Below are 20,547 nucleotides of genomic sequence, written 5' to 3' on the forward strand. Positions count from 1 at the left end.
GATCACTCAAGCTTGACACCTGCTGCCTTCATGGCCTGTTTTGCTGCAGCCAGAGATCCTTCCATGTCGATGGCTCGGCAGGCATCAGTACGAACAGTCACGTCAAACCCTAGCCGCGCTGCATCAACGGCGGAATAATGTACGCAGAAATCTGTGGCCAAACCAACGATTGTCAGTTTTGCGATCCCGCGCGATTTCAGATAACCTTCCAGCCCTGTTGGTGTTTCCCGGTCATTTTCAAAAAAGGCGGAGTAGCTGTCGATGTCTTTGCGAAAGCCCTTGCGAATGACCAAGTCGGCATGTGTATTCAGCCCGGGGTGGAAATTGGCACCTTCAGTGCCTTGTACGCAGTGATCAGGCCAAAGAACCTGTTCACCATAATGCATTTCGGTTGTGTCAAACGGGTTCTTGTCGTCATGCTGACTGGCAAAAGAGGAATGTACCGCCGGATGCCAATCTTGCGTCAGAATCACCGCATCAAAATCAGTCATCATCGCGTTGATAGGAGCGACCACTTCGTCTCCGCCGGGAACGGCAAGAGCGCCGCCAGGGCAGAAATCGTTCTGGACATCTATTACAAGCAGCGCGTGGGTCATGGGGCCTCCTATTGTTGACCTATCGGTATGGCTAGGTGAAGGTGCCGTCAATCCGCTCTCTTGCGTCTTTGACGCGCTGGCATTAGATCGCGCGCATGTATACGATCGCTGCCCTCTATCATTTTACACGGTTCCCCGACCCAGACTCCTTGCGTCCCGCATTGAAGGAACTTTGTCGCGCGCACTCGGTTAAAGGAACCCTGTTATTGGCCAAAGAGGGGATTAACGGCACCATTGCCGGTCCGCGTCCCGGAATTGATGCGGTGTTGGACCATATCCGCAGCTTGCCTGGATGCGGGGATTTAGAATGGAAAGAGGCCACTTCGGACCACCCTCCATTCGGAAAAATGAAAGTGCGCCTCAAAAAAGAAATAGTCACGATGGGCCAACCCAACGTCGATCCACGTGCGACCGTCGGGAATTACGTCGAGCCGCAAGACTGGAACGACTTGATCCGATCTGATGATGTGGTGGTCATCGACACCCGGAATGATTATGAGGTGGCAATCGGAACATTTGAGGGCGCGATAGACCCTAAAACTAGCAGTTTTCGCGATTTTCCACGTTGGTGGCAGGAAAATAAGGAGCGTTTTCACAATAAGCGCGTTGCAATGTTTTGCACCGGAGGCATCCGGTGCGAGAAATCCACTAATTACCTTTTGGGGCAAGGGGTTGAAGACGTCTATCACCTAAAAGGCGGCATCCTTCGATATCTCGAGGAAATGCAGGAAAAAGACAGCACCTGGCAAGGCGAGTGTTTTGTTTTTGACAATCGTGTTTCTGTTGGGCACGGGCTGGTTGAGGGCCCGCATAGCCTGTGCCATGGGTGTCGTCGCCCGATCAGACCCGAGGACATGAAGCGACCGGAATTCGAGGTTGGAGTGGCTTGCCACCAATGTGTTAATGAAACTTCGGAACAAGACAAGGCGCGTTTTCGAGAACGTCAACGGCAAATTGTCTTGGCCCGGAATCGCGGCACAGAACACCTATTTTCCGATTGATCTCGTTTTTATTTTTGGTTGCGACCAGCGCTGGGAAACTGGATGATCGCCTGCAGGTATTTCTGTCGGAGGTCTAATGCGTCGCGACCCAACTACTTTGGAGGAGTGGAAGTCGACCTTGGTCGCAGCGTGCGGTCTAGTGTTAGCCAGCTTTTTGATCTGGATTGTTCTGTCGAATCTAAGCGAGGCTGCCGCAGGGAACACAATCGGGACTATAGCCACGGTTGGCCTCTTGATCTGGCTTGTGTCTCAGACGTGGTATTACATCACCCAGGTCAGATCTCCACGTCGCCAGCTTTTGTTGATGGGCATTTCCTTCATACAGGTTGTGCCTTTTCTTTTCGCTGCTGTTTACGGTTCTTTCGGGTATTACGATCTGTGTGTCGTGGGTGCCGGTGGTCCCGCTGATGTCCTTTATTTCTCTTATGTGACCTTTACCACCGTGGGCTTTGGAGACTTACGCCCTGCCGGGCTTTGCCGCGCATTGGCTGTTACCGAGGCAATAACGGGTTACATTCTTTTGGGTTTGTTTGTCGCTGCCGCCGTTGGTCTTTATGGCAGGTCCCATCCCAACACCACATGATGCGTAAAAGCCGTTTATTTGAGCCTATTTGTTCCGGTCAATCCACTGAGACATCATTTGTTTGTTGCGAAAGCATTCGCTTGGAATTGGTCGGCGCTTGATACGCGATATCCTTTCGGCAAATGAAACCTGTTTTCCAGTCGGATAATTGGCGAAAGGCGAAGGGTCATGTGGTTTGTGTGCCGATATCCAAGCCGAAAGCGATTTACGATCCCGTTGCGCTTCTACCGGAATTTCCATTGCGGATTTCTCGGCAATTGCGCGGGCGTATCTCATTTGCCGGTCTGTTACAGGCAGCAGATGATAATCGTTGCTGGGTGCGTCGAACCAGTTTTGATGGGCGGCATTGGTCATTGCTCAAGAACCTCCGTTCCATTAGAGAACAAATATAGAACATTTTAGGAACTTTTTCAAGAATTCTGCTGGCAGGGTTGGTCTGCGTCCCATCGAAAATCCAGCCTGTCCCACCGTCATATGACCGGTCTCAGCGCTTATCGCGCTATCTTTACTTTCATCAAGGAACCGCAATGCCACTTTTCAACTTTCGGTCGATAACAATAGGGTGTTGAAAGGGTTTAATGGCAGTGTTTCGCTCATACCGAGCTCATTAAAGGCAATGCATATGCATTGTGACCCGTTCCCGACATTCTGCGTCGGGAACAGAGTATCAGCTGCTGGCAAGCTATGGCTGACTTTGATGCAACTTGATTTGCATATTGGAGAGAGACGATGAAAACCCACGCACAGGCCGTCGTCATCGGAGGAGGCCTGATCGGGTGCTCGATACTGTACCACCTCGCCAAGCTTGGTTGGAACGATGTCGTGTTGCTGGAAAGGGACGAGTTGACCAGCGGTTCAACTTGGCACGCTGCAGCTAACATCCATGGACTGCATGACAACAACAACATCACGCGCATCCAGCACTATACAATGAACTTATACAAAGAGCTGGAGAAAGAGACAGGGCAAGGCTGCGGGGTCTTTCAACCTGGGTCACTCTATCTTGCGCAGACCAAAGACCGCGAATACCAATTGCGGCTGCAAGAAGCAAAAGCGAGATTTTACGGTCTAAATTTTTATGAAATAAGTCGCGAACAGGCGCTGGAATTGCATCCTCTGGCCCAATTCGATGACATTCGTTGTATCATGTATGAACCTGACGGCGGCAACGTCGACCCTTCGGGTGTTACGATGGCATATGCCGCAGGGGCTAGGCAGCTGGGCGCATCCATTGAGCGGTTTTGCCCAGTAATAGGGACTGATCTACAACCTGACGGGTCATGGATTGTCCGCACAGGGAAAGGTGATGTTCACACCCAATGGGTTGTGAATGCTGGCGGTTTGTGGGGGCGCGAAGTTGCGGCTCTGGCCGGTATTAAACTTCCTTTGCAGCCGACCGAGCATCAGTATTTTGTGACTGAAACAATCGACGAAGTTGCTAGCCTGGGCCGCCGTTTGCCGTCCATCGCTGATCGAGATGGAGAGTATTACTTTCGTCAGGAAGGTAATGGGCTGCTGATAGGAGCTTACGAAAAAGACATGCGGTTCTGGGCCGAAAACGGCACTCCGTTGGACTTTGCCCATGACTTGTTCCCTGACGACCTGGATCGGATTATGGAAAACGTGATCCGCGCGACTGAACGCGTGCCTGTTGCGGCGACAGCGGGGGTTAAGCGGGTGATAAATGGACCGATGATATGGTCGCCCGATTCCAACGCGATTTGGGGCCCCGTGCCTGAGCTAAAGAACTATTTTTGCTGTACCGGAATCATTCCCGGTTTTTCACAGTCAGGCGGTCTGGGCCTTTTGTCGGCTCAATGGATGATCGAAGGCGAACCGCAATATGACATGTTCGCCTGGGACCTTGGGCGTTTTGGCGACTGGGCCGATGAAAAGTTCACAAAAGCTAAGGTAGAGGATGTTTATACCCACCGCTTTGCCATCCACTTCCCAAATGAGGAACGGAGTGCGGGTCGGCCTGCTCGGGTTCGACCTGCTTACGAGATGCAAAAGAAAATGGGTTGTGTGTTCGGTTTGAACTGTGGCTGGGAACACCCGCTATGGTTTGCAGACGAGCCTGAAACAATCGAAACTAACGGTTTTACTCGCCAAAACTGGTGGGAGCCCGTGGGTCGCGAAGTGCGGATGCTGAGGGAGAATGTCGGGGTCATCGATATTTCAAACTTCGCCAACTATGTGATCAAAGGAAAGGGCGCCTATGAATGGCTGGACAGGTTGGTCGCGAACCGTGTTCCCACGCAGATTGGGCGGTCTTGCCTTACGCCGCTTATATCCGTACGCGGCGGTGTTGCGGGTGATTTCACCATCACCAAGGTGGCTGATGACGAATACATGATGATCGGGTCAGGTATGGCTGAACGCTATCATCAAAGGTTTTTCGACATGGTCGACTTGCCTGCGAACACAACATTTGAGGTCGCAACCGATCGCGTCGCTGGTTTCAATGTTGCTGGGCCTAAATCCCGTGCAGTACTTCAACGCCTTAGCAATGCGGACTTATCCAACGATGCCTTCCGTTTCATGCGTTCGGCGAAGATTGAAGTCGCCGGTGTGCCTTGCCTGGCCATTCGCGTCAGCTTTACGGGCGATCTAGGGTGGGAACTTCACTGCGCCGAGGCAGACCAAGTCAGGCTCTACACAGCGTTATTGGACACAGCCCGCGAATTTGGCGGCGGTCCGGTCGGTGGACGCGCACTTGGGTCGCTGCGCATCGAAAAGGGTTACGGTTCGTGGGGTCGAGAATACTCACAAGAATATTGGCCCCAAGAAGTAGGTTTGGACCGCCTGATCAAACTGGACAAAGAATTCTTGAACAAAGAAGCTTATCTGGCAATCAAAGACTCACCGCCTCGCGAAGTTCTGTCGATCCTTTCTGTTCAAGCGGACATCGCGGATGCAACTGGTGGCGAACCGATTTTCACATCTGACGGCACGGCCGTCGGTCGAGTAACTTCTGGGGCGTATGGATATTCTGTCGGGGCATCGCTTGCCATCGGGTATGTTGACCCAAATGTTGCGATTCCAGGGGACCGTGTCGAAGTTTTCATCCTCGGCAAGTCGCATAGTGCGGTAATCCTTTCTGAGCCACCTTTTGATCCCGAAGGTCATCGGCTACGCGATGTCCAGACCGCCGAACCAGCGGTTGTTAAATGACCGGAACATTCGACCGAGTTGCTAAGTTTGTACTGTCCAGAACATCGGATGAAATGCCGGATAGTGCAAAAGAATCCGCAGCGCTGATGATGCTTGATACAATGGGGGTATTGATTGGCGCCGGTCCGATGCAGGCAGGAATTATTGCCCGCGATACGGCCACAATGCTCTACGCCAGCTCATCGCCGGCTCACTCAGCAAGAATGCTTTTTGACGGGCGTAGGGTCAGCCTTGCCGGGGCGGCTTATGCGGCCGCGACTCAAACCGATAACCTGGACGCACATGATGGGTACAACCCAACCAAGGGGCATATAGGGGTCGTTGTGATTCCCGCGTTGGCCGCGTTGGCAGAACACTGCCCGGAACTCAGTGGTTCAGATGCGCTGGCCTCCGTTATCGTGGGTTACGAAGTTGCGGGTCGTGCAGGGTTGGCATTGCATGCTTCTGTCGAGGACTACCATACGTCCGGTGCATGGAACGCCCTAGGCGTCGCGGCGATGGCGGCACGTTTGCGCCATCATTCTCCGGATCAACTTCGGCAGGCCTTGGGAATTGCAGAATATCATGGTCCGCGAAGCCAGATGATGCGCGAGATTGCCAATCCAACGATGTTGCATGACGGTTCCGGTTGGGGAGCGATGGTTGGCCTATCGGCGGCAATTTTGGCGGAGCAGGGCTTTACTGGTGCACCCGCGTTGACGGTTGAAGACGATCAAGCCGCCCCGTTTTGGGCGGACCTGGGTTCGTTCTGGCAGATTGAACACCAGTATGTAAAACCCTACCCAATTTGCCGGTGGGCACACGCTGCGATCGACGGCGTTAGAATACTGATGTTGCAGCACGAATTAAATCACGATCAGATCGCGGCCATCCATATCAACAGTTTCCACGAGGCGGTCTGCTTATTCTCAGGAATCCCAAACACTACGTCGCAAGCGCAATATTCACTGGCTTTTTCTGTGGCGACTCAGGCTGTTCATGGTCGGATCGGCGTAGAGCATATCTCGGGCGCGGGCCTTAAAGATCCGGTTGTTGCAGACGTTATGAACCGTATCTCCGTTACGGAACACGAAAGACACAATCAGCGTTTCCCACAAGGGCGTTGGGCTGATGTAGTAATAGAGACAACAAACGGTCAGGTTCTAAAATCCGGCGATATCCACGCTCGTGGTGGTCCGGAAGCAAGGATGAGCCAGCAGGACATCGTTGACAAGTTCATGGAATTTGCCGCGCCATCAATAGGAAAAGCGCGCGCTACAGGCATTTGCAACGCGATATTGGGTCTTAACCGGCCAACCGCGCGCTATGCGGACTTACAACAGTACCTGTATGACGGTCCTTAAGAACTAAAACCCGAGTCGGACATCTGTCTTGGAATGCGGAACCACCACCGCTGGTCAATTCCGCACGAAACAACGCTAAACACGGTAAATTCATTGGCTCGATGTCACTCCTGCTGCACTCAACATGTTTGTGATCAATCCGCGCGTTTGTTCGCTTTGCTCTAAAAGAGCGGTTGCATCGGCTAACGGTTTGGCCGGGATGCGCTCAATTTTCCGACCCTACGCTTTGTCCAGACGGGCTAGGTCGCCAAATCTACCCGAAGCTTCCATGCTGGCTTCGTTTACCAACCCCGCCAGCCACAAGTATCTCGCAGCCTCGCCCGTTTCGCCCAGTTCGCTCAATATAGTCGCTGCCTGCGAAAACTCTTCAATCTTAATGTATGCATCGGCCTTTATCCGATTTGCTTCGTCAGAATCGTCCTCGGCCAACTCTAGAAGAGCCTGATGTGGACGACCGTTCTGGAGAGCTGCTTGCGCTCTCAACCGCGTCCGATCAACGCGACGAAGTTTATCTTCGGATCGGTTTGCCAGGTTAAATGCCTGTTGCGCGAACCCCAACTTGGCGAGGCGCTTGGACAGAGCAATGGCCGTTTCGGTGCTTAATTGGCCCACGACTGCCTTCGGTAGATTTAGCGCATGACGCAAATAGGTAATGTCATCAGCGCGCTCCGCTAGCAATTGCAACACCTGACTTTGCGTTCTGTCCCAGCCGTCATCTGTGGTCGATGATTGTATCAACGACAACGCTCTATCGAAGTCATGATTCAGACCCAAGGCAAGTGCATGAGCACGTTTCATCATTGGTCCGAATTCTGACCTGCGAAGTTCGACTGCGTAAGCTGCGGCAAGATCAATGTTTTGCTGCGAAACGGGTTTTCGATCAGACCACCGTTTTTCGATAAGCCTAGCCAGTGCCAGTGCCGATTCTTCAGCTGCCATCGCGGTTGCAGCGACCTCAGATAGCAGTGTTTCCGCCAGTGCGTCTTCGCCACCGGCATCGGCGATACTTGCCCGCGCCAAGTTAAGTTCATTGCGATCCTCAAGGTCTAGTCGTTCGACAGAGCGCATTACGCGTCTTGATTCCTCTAGTTTCCCTGCCTTGGCCAATGTATCCATCAACGTGGGGCCGAACTGACGCCTCAGATGATCCGGAAGGAGCGAGAAGGATTTCTCGATCGCGTAAAGCTCGGCTTCGGGATCTAATTTCTTTTCGATCAATACGGACCACAGCGCGGTGATTCCATCGCATCTTTGCTGGTGCGAAAACGGGTGAGACTCAAGGGCGGGTCGCTCATCCATGGCGTGGGCGATCGCTCGAATCCGACTCGTGATTTCCGATTGTTCCGGGAGCAGGTTCAAAACCTGAACGGCTTCAGCGCCAAATCCATGGTACGCGTAGAGCTTGGCGAGCTCCAGTGCTCGCTCAGTGTTTATGTGGTCGAATTCTTCAAACAATTCAGATCGAAGATACGCGACTTGGTGCTCAAATTGTTGAGTACCATGCCATGCGTCGAAATCCAGTTCTGCATCAGTGATGCAGGCTGGAATTGAATTGAAAGGCGGCTCTAAAAAGCCTCCCAACCCTCGAAGTTCATCAAGGATGGAAGTAACTTGCAAATTTGCGGTTAGATCGCTTGCAATAACTTCAGGTTCAATCGCGGTCGACCGTCTGGGGCCCACATCGGAAAGGTCCAGATCCACGACTTCGCGGTCTGCGCCTTGCAAAATGCGCGACATCATTTGCGTTTCCAAGTCCTGTCGGCTCAGGTTCAATAGCGGTATTTCGAATTTTTTTGGTTGTAACTCGACTTGTTTTTGGGCTTTGAGCGGCCTCCTCTTCGCCAACTTTGATTGGATGAGCGCCAAGGGTGAAAGGAACTGACCGGGCGCGATGTCCACAACAATCATGGTCCCGCGGAATAAGAATGCCGTCGCGACACAATCACATCCGAAAGCAAGTTCCAAAGAGGACCCGGACCGTTTTTGCGATACCGAAGTCAGCCGATGTCCGTACAACCTGTCAAAGACGGTGTCTGTTTCATATACAGCCCCATCCAATGCTACACTTAGTTCGGCGCCATTGTGCAATTGTCTAAGGTTCCACTCTGTTCCGAGAGGTATTTGCACCACTAGCCGGGTAAAATCTTTATGTTCGCCTGAACGAACCCTTAAACGTTCAGCGGATGCCGCTGTAACGGTCGTGATCAATATACAAGTCAGTACCAATGCTTTGATCATGCTGCCGCCTGCCTGATTTCTTTCAACGCATCTTCAAGATCTGAAAACCGGGGACGGTTGTGCGTTGGGGTATTTTGACGGCCAACTTCAATGCACATGGCGGCATTGTGGTTATGAAGGTTGGCGACCAGAACTTCCTTTATCAGTTGATAAAAATGGTTGTCTTCTTCGACCACCGCTTTCAACTTTCCAGCGAACGGGCCAACCAAACCGTAGGCTAGGAAAACGCCCAGAAACGTACCCACAAGGGCGCTACCTATCAGTTTTCCCAAAACCTCCGGAGGCTGGTCAATCGAACCCATCGTTTTGATCACTCCCAAAACCGCTGCGACGATGCCAAGCGCGGGTAAGGCGTCTGCAACTGTATGAAGCGCGCGGCTGGAATGCATCGCTTGGTGAAAATTCGCCTCCATCCGCTTTTCGAGCACTTCTTCGACTTGGTGGGGATCATCGAAATTCATTGAGGCCGAGCGCATCGTGTCACAGATTAGATCTACAGCTTCTTTATCGGATTGAATCTTGGGATAGGCGGAGAACAACGAAGACTTGGCCGGCTTTTCAATGTGCCTTTCCAGATCGACCGGATTCGATCGGGCAATCCGAATCAGTGAAAAGAGAAGGCATAGCAGATCATGGTAATCTTCGGGTTTCCACTTTGGACCTTTGAAAACTTTGCCGATATCTCTGGCAGTGTGTTTGACGGCGCCCAGGTCATTACTGATTAAGAACGCGCCTATAGCTGCGCCACCGATCATCATCATCTCGAATGGTAGCGACTTCATTATTATGGTCATCTTACCACCGGCGGCAAGATAGCCGCCAAAAACCATAATAAAAGTGCAGGCAATTCCAACTAGTCCAATCATAAATGGTCTCCAACGGTTGGGTGACTTTTGTTCGCGGCCATCGCAATTACTCCTGCGGAACCGAAGCGTTGCGACCGGCCATTACAACGCTAATCGTATACGCTGTTTCGGGGTTGAGGCCGGCCATTACTCCAGCAGCGGCTTCGGTTGGCATCCGTGACAGGAACCCAGCTGCAAAAACAGGGTCCATCGTTTCGAACAGAGCTGCCGCGTCCTTTGGCTTCATGTTTTGGTAAACATCCGTTAGCTGAGTTAGGTCGTTTTCGCTTGCCTGTTCTGCAATCGCCAAAGTTTCGCGAAGCGAGTTTTCAGCTTGCTGCAGAGCTGTCAGGCGAGTTTCGATCGCTTCCTCGGCAACCTCCAAAGCTCGTTCTTTTTCCAGAACCGCACTCTCGCGCTCTTTCAACCTCTCTTCTCGGCGCAGCAGATCGGTAAGCAACATTTGTAGATCTGGCGAACTTGAGTCTGGTTCGACAGGCGCAGAATGTACCTCGTCGGGTTCCGTGCCACGAGCCAGAGCCGGACCGGCTTCTAGGCCGAGCCGGAGCGTGGCCGAGCCAATCATCAACTGCGAAATAACGGTTAACACACCACCGCGCTGTCGCTGAGGTGACTTTCTTGGTGTCGAACGCTTCACGTCGCCGCTCCACCATTTAGGCGGGCATGTCTAAAAAACATAAGCCCATCGGGTGCTTTGGGAAGATCGACCTCGTTATCTTCCTCGCGCTCAATTTTCGCATCGGAAGTGCTACTTTCTTCGGCTTCCTTTGATGAAGCGGCAGGTTCAGCCGTCGGCGTTACGTCCGTGTCTTGGTCAGCAGGGTTTGATTCTGTCGACGTGGAAGTTTCCTCTGACACGACATCATGCATTGAAGCCATCATCAGCTCCAGCCTTTGCGCTACAGATTCTGCCTTTTGGGTGAGGCTTTGCAGTTCCTCTCCGGATCGATCGGAAGAAGCCCTTGCCGAATCCAGCGACGTTCGCAATTCGTCGGCCTGGGCTGACAATACGGAGACGGCGCCTCCAACTCCTCGTTCAAGGTCGGTAAACCGCTTAAGGCGCTTGGCCAGAACAAAACAATACAGACCCGCGCCCAACGCGCCTGCGACTAGCAATATATCCGCAATCAGTTCCAACGTTGCCTCCTAGTTCAATACGAATTCCGACACCAGCACGTCGCGCACACGTCCTTCCCCAGCGACGATTCCGATTCGCCGAAGCAAGTGTCCGCGGATACGCATAAGCGCGAGAGAACCCTCAAGATCGGTTAACTCGACTGCGCGCAAGTAGCTGTTCATCACGTCCATTATTCGAGGCCGCATCAATTCGACATCGGCGACGTAATCGGCATTCACTTCAAGTTGTGCACGGAATTTAAGATGTCGCGATTCTCCTGCCTTCACTGAAACAATTACAGGCGGCAGATCGACAAAGGCGACCTCAGGCAATTCCTTTACTGGCTTGCTTTCCAAATCGATTGGATCTTCGTGCGAAGCTTTTTCGCTACCGAAAGGAAGCATGCCTGAGCTGGCTGCATAATAACCGCCAGCAGCCCCGGCAACGGCCAGAATCATCCACAGGAGAACACCTTTTTGTCCTGATTTTACAGAGGCTTCTGCCCATTCGAAGTTGCGTCTGTCATGACGTCCTCATTCATCAATACGGTATCTGTCATAACCCCTGAGGGACTAACCGATTGTTAAGGGCAATCGTTCAAACAAGGGCGTGCCGCACAGAATGTCGGCGAGTCGGAGGTGAGCGTGCAACAGATCGGAACTGTCTGGGCAAGTTTGGACAGGCGCAAACAAATCATAGTGGCCGGTGCCGTGGCATTGGTCTTTCTGGGTATCCTAGCAATGTCGCGAATTGCGACGGCGCCAGCCATGACCCTTCTATATGCAGGTCTCGAGAGTGGCGCTGCAGGCGACATAGTTCGCTCCTTGGAACAACGCGGAGTCGCGTATGAAATCAGGGGCGGTTCGATCTATGTCGCCGGATCGCAAAGGGATGAGCTTCGAATGACCCTGGCCAGCGAGGGGCTGCCTGCCAACGGAAACCGGGGGTACGAGCTGCTCGATACGCTCAGCGGCTTTGGCACAACTTCGCAGATGTTTGATGCAGCCTATTGGCGGGCAAAAGAAGGTGAATTGGCAAGGACAGTCGTTGGCAGCCCTCACATTAGTCAGGCTCGGGTTCACATCGCTAACAGCTCGTCGAACCCGTTCCAGCGTAGCGCCGAGCCGACTGCTTCTGTGTCTGTTGTACCTTCTGGCGCCCAGATCACGGGAGATCAGGCAAAGGCGATTCGCTTTCTTGTGGCGTCAGCGGTTAGCGGGCTGACTCCGGAAAACGTGGCGGTCATTGATTCCAACGGGGCCGTAATGGGTGCGCAGGAAAACGCTGTCGCGGCGGACACGGCCGACGACAAAGCGCGTCAATTGCGGGAACGTGTATTGCGCTTGGTTGAGGCGCGCGTTGGCGCGGGCAACGCGGTGGTTGAGGTGAGCGTGGACACCGTTACGGAAACCGAATCTATTCGCGAACGTCGCTTTGATCCCAATGGGCGCGTCGCAATCAGTACTGATGTCGAAGAACGGTCAGACAGTGCACGCAATCAATCGGCGGATGTGACAGTCGCGTCAAACTTGCCTGATGGCGATGGCGGGGGCAGTGATGAATCGAATTCGACGGCCACGCAAACCCGCGAACGTGTAAATTACGAAGTTTCCGAAACAGAGCTGGAAGTGCATCGTGCGCCTGGTGCAATCAAGCGTTTGACAGTTGCAGTTCTTGTAAATGGTGCCCGCACAATTGGTGAGGACGGCACCGAAACTTTTGTGCCGATGGCGCAAACTGAGCTGGATGCGCTGGAAGAACTGGTGGCGTCAGCTGTTGGGTATGATTCTGATCGTGGGGACGTAATAACACTTAAATCTCTGGACCTTCCCGTTGTTGAGCCGCAGGGAACATTGGTTTCCGCTTCGATCTGGCCAGATATTCATCTGGACGCAATGTCTCTGATTCAGATGGTTGTTCTGGCCGCCGTTTCGATTGTTCTCGGGCTGTTTGTAGTGCGTCCGATCATGACCAGCGCAGTCACTCCCCCGACATTGCTGCCTGCCACGGCACAGCCGCCCGAGGAACCTGCGCCATATCTAGTGGGAGAGGTCGCAACAGATGATTCTGCCGAATTCACGGCGCTTGCGGAAAAAATGCAACCAGGCGTGCCCGCGATTGCAGGATCCACCAGCGAGGATGCGGTTGATCGCCTGCGCAACATGATCGGTGACAAGCAAGAGGAAACGGTCGAAATCCTGCGTAGTTGGCTTGAGGAAAGCGAGGAGAAGGTGTGATGCCGATTGCCCATCTCCTGGAAGACTTCTCTGACAATCCCGATAACGGGACGACGCATTTGCTTGATGAAGAAGCTTTGGAAGAGCATCGGTTGGAGTCCTTTGAGCGTGGGTACAGCGCAGGTTGGGAAGACGCAGTCGCGGCACAAGAGCAGCAGTTTGGCCAAATGAATACCGATCTGGCCGCTGCGCTGTCTGACCTGTCTTTCACTTATCAAGAGGCGCTGACCCGGATGACTTTGTCCCTGGAGCCCATGTTTGAAAGTCTGGTTCAAGTCGTTTTGCCAAAATTGCTCGACCGGGGGTTTGCCTCGCGTTTGACAGAACAACTGACCGAAATGGCGCAGGATCAAATCGGGCAGCCGATGCAAGTGATTGTGCCCAAAGGAACTGCGGAGCGAATTCAATCCATGTTGCCTCAAGATCTGTCCCTACCAGTGCAAGTAATTGAAAATCCGACGCTGGACTCAGGGCAAGCACGCCTACAGGTCGGCGTGGCCCGGCGCGAAGTCGACTGTAATGCCCTGCTGAGCACAATCGCCGGTGCCTTCGATGCCTATATCTTTGAAGCGAAAGAGGCTTTTTCAAATGAGTGACATCCAATCCCCAAAAACTGAAAAATCCAGCCCGTTTGATGCTGTCCCAATTGAGGTGACAGTGTCAGTAGGCCACGCACGTCCGCTTGTCCGAGATCTTTTGAATATGGGTGAAAATGCGGTTCTAACTCTGGACAAACGCGTTGAGGACCCTGTCGATCTTTACGTTGGCGACCAACTTGTCGCGCGCGGGTTATTGGAGGAGTTGGAGGGTGATCAGGCCGGGCAACTTGCGGTTCGCCTGACTGAGATATCCGATCTTCGAAACGGTATCGGGTGATGCGCTGTCTGCTTTTTTCGGCGGTTACGCTGCTGATGCCTTCTCTGGCGTCAGCGCAAGAAGTTTCACTTTCCTTGGGCGACGGCGACTCGCTCTCGGCCCGTTCCATTCAGCTCATTCTTCTGATTACCGTGCTCAGCCTTGCGCCAGGGCTTGCCATAATGATCACCTGTTTCCCGTTTTTGATTACGGTACTGGCGATTTTGCGACAGGGAATCGGATTGCAGCAATCACCTCCAAACATGTTGATTGTCAGTTTAGCTTTGTTTCTGACCTATTTCATAATGGAGCCTGTCTTTTCTGAAGCCTGGATGATGGGCATCCGCCCTTTGATAGATGAAACGATAGAGATCGAAGCCGCGCTTGAACGAGCTCTTGTCCCGTTTCGTGAATTCATGGCGGCCCGTCTTGATGCAGACACGTTCCAAGCGATGGCTGCCCTCCGTCCTGGTGTTGCTGAACTGCGCCCAGTACCCGAAGCGCCGCTATCGGTACTGATGCCTTCTTTTATGCTGTCGGAAATTTCACGGGCTTTTCAGATTGGGTTTTTGATCTTTTTGCCCTTTCTGATAATTGATCTGGTTGTCGCGGCAGTATTGATGTCGATGGGTATGATGATGGTGCCGCCAGCCACCGTTTCTCTGCCATTCAAGTTGGCTTTTTTTGTTATTGCCGACGGCTGGTCCCTGATCGCCAGTGCCCTGGTGCGCAGCTATGTTTCATAGAGGCAATTACGGGGGAGAAATTACTGGATCAAAAAGATAAGCAATCTTCCGCAACACAGTTGGCTCAGCTATTTCGTGACCGAAACCCAAAAGCCAATGTGTCACTGTGGGCATTTCTTCATCGAATGCTAAAGGTCAGAATCCGAATGAATTTCCAATACATTCGTGGAGTGGTTATGTCCTAGCGGTGCTTCAATACACCCCAGCGCAGTACCTCAACCGCTTCGATTCAAGTCCTTGATCAGACGATTTAGGTCACCACCCCGGGCGTCCAACATGGCGCCAATTTCGGTCCGTTCTGTGAGCAGCAAGTTCACGCCTTCGATGAACATGTTATAAAATTTTCCTCGACCAGACTTGTCCGAAACCAGAAAAGTAACGTCAAATGGCGATGACCCTCGAAGCTTGACCGAGGTTCTGACTTCGTACCCGGCCTTGATCTTTCGCGCATTGCGAACCGTCACTTCCCCTCCAATAAATTCGCGGAAGCGACGACCGTATTTGCGTGAGATATAGCCCTGAAATGCCTTTGTGAACTGGCGCATCTGTGATGCAGAAGCAGCGCGCGCGTCCGCACCCAAAGCGTAACGCGCCATGATTGGAACATCTCCGTACTGCACAAAGATCTTCTCAAAATCACGTATCATAGCGTTTTCGGATTTGCCGGAGTCTATTACTCGTGTGATATCCGAAACGACGCTGTTAACCAGTTGCTTGGCACCTGCTTCGGTCAGCGCAAAAGCAGGGAAAGGCAGAGATGTCGCCAACACCCCGGCCAGTGCGGTTGCAAAAAATTTTCGACGGTTCAGAATGTTATTCTGCATAGGGGTCCTCGTAGGGGTCGAGATAGGGGTCCCTGACAGGGTCTGTCCCGGTTACGGCATAGGGATCATCATACAGACCCAAATAGGCCTCTTCATCGTCTCTGGCCAGTTCAAAGCGTCGATTTTGCAGGTAAATCAACCGCGCCTGAGCGTAACTATCAGCACTTTCATATAAAATCGAATCTACCGTATCCGAGAATCTACCTCGGTCTCCCATGCGGCGTACGACCTCGGCATAGACACCCAAATTGTCAGCAGGCCGTACCGGTGTGAAATTGATCGGGTTGGAAAACAGATTTATTATTACTCCCACGGCATCTCGTGTGGTTGACGGACCATAAAAGGGTAACTCCACATAAGCGCCTTCGCCAAAGCCCCAGACATGCAGGGTTTCACCAAAGTCGGTATCCACTGGTGGCAGGTTAAGCTCATCCGCGGGGGCAGACAATCCAAACCCGCCAACCGTCATATTCACGACAAATCGAAGCAGCGCATTGCCCATCTGTTTTGGATTGCCTTGTAAAAGATAATCGACGGCCTGACCGGGCAGGGAAATATTTTCCGCAAAGGTACTAAAGCTCGTTACCATTGGATCAGGAACAATTTTCACGTAACCTTTTGATGCCGGTCGAAAAAGAAACCGGTCTACGCCCAGGTTGAATTTGTGAATTGACCGGTTCGCGCCTTCGTAGGGGTCAAAAACTTCGCCACGCGCCGCTGCGTCCTGAGGCTGTGAGGCGCATGCTGACAAAATAGTCAGTGTGCACAAAACGATCAGGGGCTTAAAGAAGGCTCGGTTGGACACAGTCCTCGTTACTCCAATATTTCCCGGCCGGAATTGCCGGGCTTTAAATCAACTTGTCATAGGCGTTACAGCGATGCAGTTCGTTGTCACATAACCGTTTCACATGGCATTTGAAACTCCTAGCGTTTAACCCGCTTGTCTTGCCATCGTAAAGTGACACAGCATGAACACATAAGAAACGAGAGAAGTATTGCTCAGATTGTTCGCAAAGTTCAAATTGCCGCTTTAGCGCTTTTCGACGCGGCTGTTCCCGGATAGCGTCCGCCTGAGTCGATCATACATTAGGAACTTCAAATGAGCATTGCAGCAAAATTGGAAAGCTTTGGCGTAACCCTTCCGGACGCTCCTGCACCAGCGGCTAACTACGTGCCTTTCGTGCGCGTTGGCAACTTGGTTTACGTATCTGGGCAGATTTCCAAGGACGATGATTTAATCACCGGAAAATTAGGTGATAACATGGATGTCGAAGCAGGCGCTGCCGCGGCAAAAGTTTGCGCGATCAATCTGTTGGCTCAGGTCAAAGCGGCATGCGGTGGTGACATTGACAAGCTTGTAAGGGTTGTGAAGCTGACAGGGTTCGTGAACTCGACCGCTGATTTCACGGCGCAACCGCAGGTCATAAATGGCGCGTCCGATTTTCTTGTGGAGGCCTTGGGAGAAGCCGGACGTCATTCTCGTTCGGCTGTAAGCGCCGCGTCGCTGCCGCTGGGCGTAGCTGTCGAAATAGAAGGTATCTTCGAGATCCAATGACTCCGCCACTTCCGCAGGTGTTTTTGCAACGTCCGATCGCGCATCGTGCGTTGCATGATGTATCGGCCAAACGTCCCGAGAACAGTCTCTCTTCGATCCGAGCGGCGCTGGACGCCGAATATGGGATCGAGATTGACCTGCAATTAACGGCCGATGGCCGCGCCATGGTGTTTCATGATTACGACATGAGGCGGCTTACTGGGCAATCTGGACCGATCCGGCGGATCACCGCTGAGCAGGCCAATGCGCTTCCGCTCCTCTATTCGGAGAATGAAAGTATCCCCTCTCTGGAGCAGGTTCTGGATCTGGTCGATGGCAAGGTTCCTCTTCTGATAGAGTTAAAGGATCAGGATGGTGGGATGGGAACTGGGATCGGGTCCCTGGAACAAGATGCGGTTCGGGTTTTAAATGACTATGACGGTCCAGTGGCGGTTATGTCATTCAACCCAAACAGTGTCGCAGAATTAGCCCATTTAGCGCCTCAAATACCTAGAGGTATCGTTACCAGTTCTTATGATCCAAACAACTGGCCTCTGCCTGTCGAAACGTGTGACTACTTGCGTGGTATTCCGGACTTCGATCGCGTTGGCGCCAGTTTTATCAGTCATGAAGTTAGTGATCTGGATCGTCCCAGAGTTTCGGAACTAAAGGAGCGCGGTGTTCCCATCTTGTGCTGGACTGTCCGGTCGCCTGCTCAAGAGGCAGAGGCGCGTAAAGTTGCGGATAATGTGACGTTCGAGGGCTATCTGGCTTGATCCTGCCAAGAAAAGTCACAGGTTAGGATCATCGCGGAGGGCACATGGATCAGGCGCAGATCGAGGTTCAGGTTCTTGGAACACTTTCGCAGATTTCTGCGGCGGAATGGGATGCGTGCGCGTGCCCAGAGGCCGCAGATGGTGGCCGTCCGCTTGACCCTTTCACCACTCATCGTTTTCTTCTGGCGCTTGAAGAAAGTGGCTCGGTCGGTCGCGGCACCGGGTGGCAACCGCAATATCTGACGGCTTATCTGGATGGCATGTTGATTGGTGCGGCGCCTATGTATGCCAAATCGCACAGTCAGGGCGAATACATCTTCGATCACAGCTGGGCCCATGCTTATGAAAACGCTGGGGGGCGTTACTACCCAAAACTCCAGGTCGCTGTACCGTTCACGCCTGCGACGGGACGTCGATTTCTGGTGCGACCCGGATACGAGACGATCGGAATGTCGGCCCTGGTTCAGGGAGCTGTTCAACTTTCGGCCGAAAACCAGATCTCATCGCTGCACGTGACGTTTTGCACCGAAGATGAGGCATTGGCAGGTGAGCAGATGGGACTGATGGTTCGCAGTTCTCAACAGTTTCACTGGTTGAATCAGGAGTTTACCGATTTCGAAGAATTTCTCGCTGCTCTTTCGTCTCGCAAAAGAAAGAACATTCGAAAGGAAAGAAAACAAGCCAATGATTTTGGAGGTCAGATTCATACTCTCACTGGCTCTGATCTAAGACCCGAACATTGGGACGCTTTCTGGCGGTTTTACCAAGACACCGGGGCGCGAAAATGGGGAGCCCCGTATCTGACGCGTCAATTTTTTAATATCGCGCAAGAAAACATGCCCGATGATATGGCCCTGGTGTTGGCCGAGCGTAATGGATACCCCATAGCGGGGGCGCTGAATTTCATTGGGCGTGAGACATTGTATGGGCGTTATTGGGGCTGCATAGAGCATCACCCATGTCTGCATTTCGAACTGTGCTACTATAGGGCAATCGATTTTGCCATCTCGCAGGGTTTGGCCCGGGTAGAAGCGGGCGCACAAGGTGAGCATAAACTGGCGCGCGGCTATCTGCCGACCCGCACGCATAGTTTGCACTGGATCGGCGACCCCGGCTTTGCCGATGCGGTCCGGAAATACCTGGACGCTGAAGCCCATGCGGTAGGAGAGGAAATCGAGATTTTGACGGAATATGGCCCGTTCAGAAAGTTGAACCAGGAGGAACAGCAATGACCGAATTATTGTCGACTGAGACCCGCGGCCCACTGCTGGACCCGCTGTTCAGGAATGGGTGGACCATGCTGGATGATCGCGATGCCATCACAAAGACCTTTATCTTCGAAGACTTTGTCCATGCATTCGGATGGATGACGCAGGTCGCGATATGGGCGGAGAAATGGAACCACCACCCTGAATGGTCGAACGTCTACCGCACAGTGGAAGTCGTTCTGTCGACCCACGACGTGGGCGGCCTGTCGTCGTTGGACGCCAAACTCGCCCGAAAAATGGACGGCCTGGTTTAGTCTCTGTTCTCTCGCGATCCCATGCCGCCCGCGAGCGAAGCAGTCACACCCAATTGCTTGAACTCCGCAGGTGTCACGGTGCCGCTGCTAACGTTGATATTGCTGGGAATGCCAGTTGTCCGGTTGCCGACTGACCTGACCGTGCGTGCCGCGGGATCAATATCCAGGCATCTCGTTTCATAGCATGTCAGGCCGCTGGTGTTGATCTGAATACGTTGCTGGCCATCTGGTCCGGTGGTTACCGGAGCCTGCGGAACATCGCAGGCGGCAACCAGTCCCAAAATTCCCAATCCGATCCACTTGTTCATTTCGCGCTCCTGGCGCTAGTCCAGTTGACCGTTTCCGTCTTTGTCCGCAGCTTCAAAATCAGCGGACATCTGAGCCTTGTATTCCGCTCTGGATATGAAGCTGTCGCCGTTGCGGTCAACGCTTTGAAATTGCTTGATATCCAGAAAAGGTTTCGCCTCTTCCAACCCCAATGAGCCGTTCTTGTCCTCATCCATCTCCTGAAAGGCATAGTCAGAAAAGGCGTTGAATTCATCTTTGGAAAGAAAACCGTCATTGTTGGCGTCAATGGCCTTGAGTTCACTTTCGTTCAGCTCAGCAACGGTATCGGCATTGGCCGCGCTTGCCAAAATCATGAGTGCAATCAATAGAGTGTCACGTTTCATACTCTGTCTCCTCAACACGCGTATCTTTGGCCTTGAACTCCGCCCGTTGCGGCGCCAGCAGCTGTAAGGATCGTCTTGCCGGATCCTCCGCCAAACTGGTTACCGATGGCGCCACCGATTAGTGCGCCTCCCAATGTGCCGCTGAGACAAGCTATCTCATGTTGTCTCGCGGCTTGCTGTTGGGGTGTTGGTGCGGGTCCGCATGCTGTCAAAAACGCAGAAGCGACCAGAGCAATCAAAGCAAGTTTCAAATTCATTAATGAACTCCCCTCATGTCAAAATTGACTATTCGCCGATTGGGGCATTGTATCAAGTTAATTGATGTTCAGTTGGCCCTGGCTAAGCCAGGGCCAACTAGGCAGCCGACTCATAAAACTCGATCCACAATCGTATCGAGGCCAGTTTGATCATGGCCATGAAGTTGCGTGACGTTTTCTCGTACCGGGTTGCGATACGTCGGAATG

The 20,547-nt window shown here is 52.7% G+C and carries 24 protein-coding genes; 12 read left to right on the forward strand and 12 right to left on the reverse strand.

The features are described from left to right. Positions 1–2 precede the first annotated feature (2 nt). Positions 3–596 carry a bifunctional nicotinamidase/pyrazinamidase gene (gene pncA, locus AC2FNE_RS20170; protein ID WP_170602984.1) on the reverse strand — a complete coding sequence of 198 codons (594 nt, stop codon included), beginning with the start codon at positions 594–596 and terminating at the stop codon, positions 3–5. A gap of 95 nt (positions 597–691) precedes the next feature. On the opposite strand from pncA, the gene trhO reads away from it, so the two are divergent. Then, complete coding sequence (trhO, locus tag AC2FNE_RS20175; protein WP_496806126.1) at positions 692–1,597, forward strand: oxygen-dependent tRNA uridine(34) hydroxylase TrhO; 906 nt, start codon at positions 692–694, stop codon at positions 1,595–1,597. A gap of 76 nt (positions 1,598–1,673) precedes the next feature. Beyond that, entirely contained in the window at positions 1,674–2,180 is a 507-nt protein-coding gene (locus tag AC2FNE_RS20180; RefSeq protein WP_496806127.1) for an ion channel, read from the forward strand. 24 nt (positions 2,181–2,204) lie between these two features. Here the strand turns inward: AC2FNE_RS20180 and AC2FNE_RS20185 are convergent, their stop codons facing one another. Beyond that, positions 2,205–2,534: a hypothetical protein gene (locus AC2FNE_RS20185; protein WP_170479567.1), complete on the reverse strand. Its 330-nt coding sequence runs from the start codon at positions 2,532–2,534 to the stop codon at positions 2,205–2,207. A 375-nt stretch (positions 2,535–2,909) separates the two neighbouring features. Here AC2FNE_RS20185 and AC2FNE_RS20190 point away from each other — a divergent pair, with 375 nt between their 5' ends. Further along, complete coding sequence (locus AC2FNE_RS20190; RefSeq protein WP_170602988.1) at positions 2,910–5,354, forward strand: GcvT family protein; 2,445 nt, start codon at positions 2,910–2,912, stop codon at positions 5,352–5,354. Then, positions 5,351–6,697 (forward strand): MmgE/PrpD family protein, encoded by a 1,347-nt coding sequence (locus tag AC2FNE_RS20195; RefSeq protein ID WP_496806128.1) that lies wholly within the window; start codon positions 5,351–5,353, stop codon positions 6,695–6,697. Before AC2FNE_RS20190 ends, AC2FNE_RS20195 begins: the two co-directional genes overlap by 4 nt. A gap of 219 nt (positions 6,698–6,916) precedes the next feature. Here AC2FNE_RS20195 and AC2FNE_RS20200 read toward each other — a convergent pair whose 3' ends face one another. Genes AC2FNE_RS20200 through AC2FNE_RS20220 form a run of 5 tightly spaced genes read right to left on the reverse strand, consistent with a single transcriptional unit; the run spans position 6,917 to position 11,376 of the window. Next, positions 6,917–8,935 (reverse strand): hypothetical protein, encoded by a 2,019-nt coding sequence (locus AC2FNE_RS20200; protein ID WP_496806129.1) that lies wholly within the window; start codon positions 8,933–8,935, stop codon positions 6,917–6,919. Continuing rightward, entirely contained in the window at positions 8,932–9,801 is an 870-nt protein-coding gene (gene motA, locus AC2FNE_RS20205) for a flagellar motor stator protein MotA (protein WP_496806130.1), read from the reverse strand. Before motA ends, AC2FNE_RS20200 begins: the two co-directional genes overlap by 4 nt. A 46-nt stretch (positions 9,802–9,847) precedes the next feature. Beyond that, complete coding sequence (locus AC2FNE_RS20210; protein ID WP_496806131.1) at positions 9,848–10,438, reverse strand: MotE family protein; 591 nt, start codon at positions 10,436–10,438, stop codon at positions 9,848–9,850. After that, complete coding sequence (locus AC2FNE_RS20215) at positions 10,435–10,938, reverse strand: hypothetical protein (RefSeq protein WP_170479555.1); 504 nt, start codon at positions 10,936–10,938, stop codon at positions 10,435–10,437. Before AC2FNE_RS20215 ends, AC2FNE_RS20210 begins: the two co-directional genes overlap by 4 nt. A gap of 9 nt (positions 10,939–10,947) precedes the next feature. Then, positions 10,948–11,376 (reverse strand): flagellar basal body-associated FliL family protein, encoded by a 429-nt coding sequence (locus AC2FNE_RS20220; protein WP_496806132.1) that lies wholly within the window; start codon positions 11,374–11,376, stop codon positions 10,948–10,950. Between the two features lie 186 nt (positions 11,377–11,562). Here AC2FNE_RS20220 and fliF point away from each other — a divergent pair, with 186 nt between their 5' ends. Genes fliF through fliP form a run of 4 tightly spaced genes read left to right on the forward strand, consistent with a single transcriptional unit; the run spans position 11,563 to position 14,756 of the window. After that, positions 11,563–13,155 carry a flagellar basal-body MS-ring/collar protein FliF gene (gene fliF, locus AC2FNE_RS20225; RefSeq protein ID WP_496806133.1) on the forward strand — a complete coding sequence of 531 codons (1,593 nt, stop codon included), beginning with the start codon at positions 11,563–11,565 and terminating at the stop codon, positions 13,153–13,155. Beyond that, the gene (locus AC2FNE_RS20230) at positions 13,155–13,751 is read left to right on the forward strand and encodes a FliH/SctL family protein (protein ID WP_496806134.1); all 597 of its coding nucleotides are present in this window, start codon (positions 13,155–13,157) and stop codon (positions 13,749–13,751) included. The genes fliF and AC2FNE_RS20230 overlap by 1 nt, the downstream gene beginning before the upstream one ends. Further along, positions 13,744–14,031, forward strand: coding sequence for a FliM/FliN family flagellar motor switch protein (locus tag AC2FNE_RS20235; protein ID WP_496806135.1), 288 nt, complete (start codon positions 13,744–13,746; stop codon positions 14,029–14,031). Before AC2FNE_RS20230 ends, AC2FNE_RS20235 begins: the two co-directional genes overlap by 8 nt. Then, positions 14,031–14,756: a flagellar type III secretion system pore protein FliP gene (fliP, locus tag AC2FNE_RS20240; RefSeq protein ID WP_496806136.1), complete on the forward strand. Its 726-nt coding sequence runs from the start codon at positions 14,031–14,033 to the stop codon at positions 14,754–14,756. Before AC2FNE_RS20235 ends, fliP begins: the two co-directional genes overlap by 1 nt. Positions 14,757–14,971: 215 nt before the next feature. Here fliP and AC2FNE_RS20245 read toward each other — a convergent pair whose 3' ends face one another. Further along, positions 14,972–15,580 carry an MlaC/ttg2D family ABC transporter substrate-binding protein gene (locus tag AC2FNE_RS20245; RefSeq protein ID WP_170479547.1) on the reverse strand — a complete coding sequence of 203 codons (609 nt, stop codon included), beginning with the start codon at positions 15,578–15,580 and terminating at the stop codon, positions 14,972–14,974. Next, the gene (locus AC2FNE_RS20250) at positions 15,570–16,385 is read right to left on the reverse strand and encodes an MlaA family lipoprotein (RefSeq protein ID WP_170479545.1); all 816 of its coding nucleotides are present in this window, start codon (positions 16,383–16,385) and stop codon (positions 15,570–15,572) included. Before AC2FNE_RS20250 ends, AC2FNE_RS20245 begins: the two co-directional genes overlap by 11 nt. 294 nt (positions 16,386–16,679) lie before the next feature. Between AC2FNE_RS20250 and AC2FNE_RS20255 the strand changes: the two genes are divergently transcribed. From AC2FNE_RS20255 to AC2FNE_RS20270, 4 genes are read left to right on the forward strand one after another with little or no spacing between them, the layout of a single operon-like run. Then, positions 16,680–17,135, forward strand: coding sequence for a RidA family protein (locus tag AC2FNE_RS20255; RefSeq protein WP_496806137.1), 456 nt, complete (start codon positions 16,680–16,682; stop codon positions 17,133–17,135). Further along, complete coding sequence (locus AC2FNE_RS20260; protein ID WP_170479541.1) at positions 17,132–17,890, forward strand: glycerophosphodiester phosphodiesterase family protein; 759 nt, start codon at positions 17,132–17,134, stop codon at positions 17,888–17,890. The genes AC2FNE_RS20255 and AC2FNE_RS20260 overlap by 4 nt, the downstream gene beginning before the upstream one ends. 44 nt (positions 17,891–17,934) lie before the next feature. Further along, positions 17,935–19,122, forward strand: a complete 1,188-nt coding sequence (locus AC2FNE_RS20265; RefSeq protein WP_170602996.1) for a GNAT family N-acetyltransferase — start codon at positions 17,935–17,937, stop codon at positions 19,120–19,122. Further along, positions 19,119–19,412 (forward strand): 4a-hydroxytetrahydrobiopterin dehydratase, encoded by a 294-nt coding sequence (locus AC2FNE_RS20270; protein ID WP_170479538.1) that lies wholly within the window; start codon positions 19,119–19,121, stop codon positions 19,410–19,412. Before AC2FNE_RS20265 ends, AC2FNE_RS20270 begins: the two co-directional genes overlap by 4 nt. On the opposite strand, the gene AC2FNE_RS20275 is transcribed toward AC2FNE_RS20270, so the two are convergent. The 3 genes from AC2FNE_RS20275 to AC2FNE_RS20285 are packed head-to-tail and all read right to left on the reverse strand — an operon-like array spanning position 19,409 to position 20,340. Beyond that, positions 19,409–19,720 (reverse strand): hypothetical protein, encoded by a 312-nt coding sequence (locus AC2FNE_RS20275; protein WP_170479536.1) that lies wholly within the window; start codon positions 19,718–19,720, stop codon positions 19,409–19,411. The two genes, AC2FNE_RS20270 and AC2FNE_RS20275, sit on opposite strands and share 4 nt — an antisense overlap. A gap of 15 nt (positions 19,721–19,735) precedes the next feature. After that, complete coding sequence (locus AC2FNE_RS20280; RefSeq protein ID WP_170602998.1) at positions 19,736–20,083, reverse strand: EF-hand domain-containing protein; 348 nt, start codon at positions 20,081–20,083, stop codon at positions 19,736–19,738. A gap of 11 nt (positions 20,084–20,094) precedes the next feature. Then, complete coding sequence (locus AC2FNE_RS20285; RefSeq protein WP_170603000.1) at positions 20,095–20,340, reverse strand: YMGG-like glycine zipper-containing protein; 246 nt, start codon at positions 20,338–20,340, stop codon at positions 20,095–20,097. Between the last annotated feature and the right edge of the window lie 207 nt (positions 20,341–20,547).

It is taken from the genome of Ruegeria sp. YKSD179, assembly GCF_059612885.1.

What these genes read in the sequence shown, in the direction of transcription:
- pncA (WP_170602984.1), bottom strand. Translation starts at nt 596, where the DNA reads ATGACCCACGCGCTGCTTGTAATAGATGTCCAGAACGATTTCTGCCCT.
- trhO (WP_496806126.1), top strand. Translation starts at nt 692, where the DNA reads ATGTATACGATCGCTGCCCTCTATCATTTTACACGGTTCCCCGACCCA.
- AC2FNE_RS20180 (WP_496806127.1), top strand. Translation starts at nt 1,674, where the DNA reads ATGCGTCGCGACCCAACTACTTTGGAGGAGTGGAAGTCGACCTTGGTC.
- AC2FNE_RS20185 (WP_170479567.1), bottom strand. Translation starts at nt 2,534, where the DNA reads ATGACCAATGCCGCCCATCAAAACTGGTTCGACGCACCCAGCAACGAT.
- AC2FNE_RS20190 (WP_170602988.1), top strand. Translation starts at nt 2,910, where the DNA reads ATGAAAACCCACGCACAGGCCGTCGTCATCGGAGGAGGCCTGATCGGG.
- AC2FNE_RS20195 (WP_496806128.1), top strand. Translation starts at nt 5,351, where the DNA reads ATGACCGGAACATTCGACCGAGTTGCTAAGTTTGTACTGTCCAGAACA.
- AC2FNE_RS20200 (WP_496806129.1), bottom strand. Translation starts at nt 8,935, where the DNA reads ATGATCAAAGCATTGGTACTGACTTGTATATTGATCACGACCGTTACA.
- motA (WP_496806130.1), bottom strand. Translation starts at nt 9,801, where the DNA reads ATGATTGGACTAGTTGGAATTGCCTGCACTTTTATTATGGTTTTTGGC.
- AC2FNE_RS20220 (WP_496806132.1), bottom strand. Translation starts at nt 11,376, where the DNA reads ATGATTCTGGCCGTTGCCGGGGCTGCTGGCGGTTATTATGCAGCCAGC.
- AC2FNE_RS20230 (WP_496806134.1), top strand. Translation starts at nt 13,155, where the DNA reads ATGCCGATTGCCCATCTCCTGGAAGACTTCTCTGACAATCCCGATAAC.
- AC2FNE_RS20235 (WP_496806135.1), top strand. Translation starts at nt 13,744, where the DNA reads ATGAGTGACATCCAATCCCCAAAAACTGAAAAATCCAGCCCGTTTGAT.
- fliP (WP_496806136.1), top strand. Translation starts at nt 14,031, where the DNA reads ATGCGCTGTCTGCTTTTTTCGGCGGTTACGCTGCTGATGCCTTCTCTG.
- AC2FNE_RS20245 (WP_170479547.1), bottom strand. Translation starts at nt 15,580, where the DNA reads ATGCAGAATAACATTCTGAACCGTCGAAAATTTTTTGCAACCGCACTG.
- AC2FNE_RS20255 (WP_496806137.1), top strand. Translation starts at nt 16,680, where the DNA reads ATGAGCATTGCAGCAAAATTGGAAAGCTTTGGCGTAACCCTTCCGGAC.
- AC2FNE_RS20260 (WP_170479541.1), top strand. Translation starts at nt 17,132, where the DNA reads ATGACTCCGCCACTTCCGCAGGTGTTTTTGCAACGTCCGATCGCGCAT.
- AC2FNE_RS20265 (WP_170602996.1), top strand. Translation starts at nt 17,935, where the DNA reads ATGGATCAGGCGCAGATCGAGGTTCAGGTTCTTGGAACACTTTCGCAG.
- AC2FNE_RS20270 (WP_170479538.1), top strand. Translation starts at nt 19,119, where the DNA reads ATGACCGAATTATTGTCGACTGAGACCCGCGGCCCACTGCTGGACCCG.
- AC2FNE_RS20275 (WP_170479536.1), bottom strand. Translation starts at nt 19,720, where the DNA reads ATGAACAAGTGGATCGGATTGGGAATTTTGGGACTGGTTGCCGCCTGC.
- AC2FNE_RS20280 (WP_170602998.1), bottom strand. Translation starts at nt 20,083, where the DNA reads ATGAAACGTGACACTCTATTGATTGCACTCATGATTTTGGCAAGCGCG.
- AC2FNE_RS20285 (WP_170603000.1), bottom strand. Translation starts at nt 20,340, where the DNA reads ATGAATTTGAAACTTGCTTTGATTGCTCTGGTCGCTTCTGCGTTTTTG.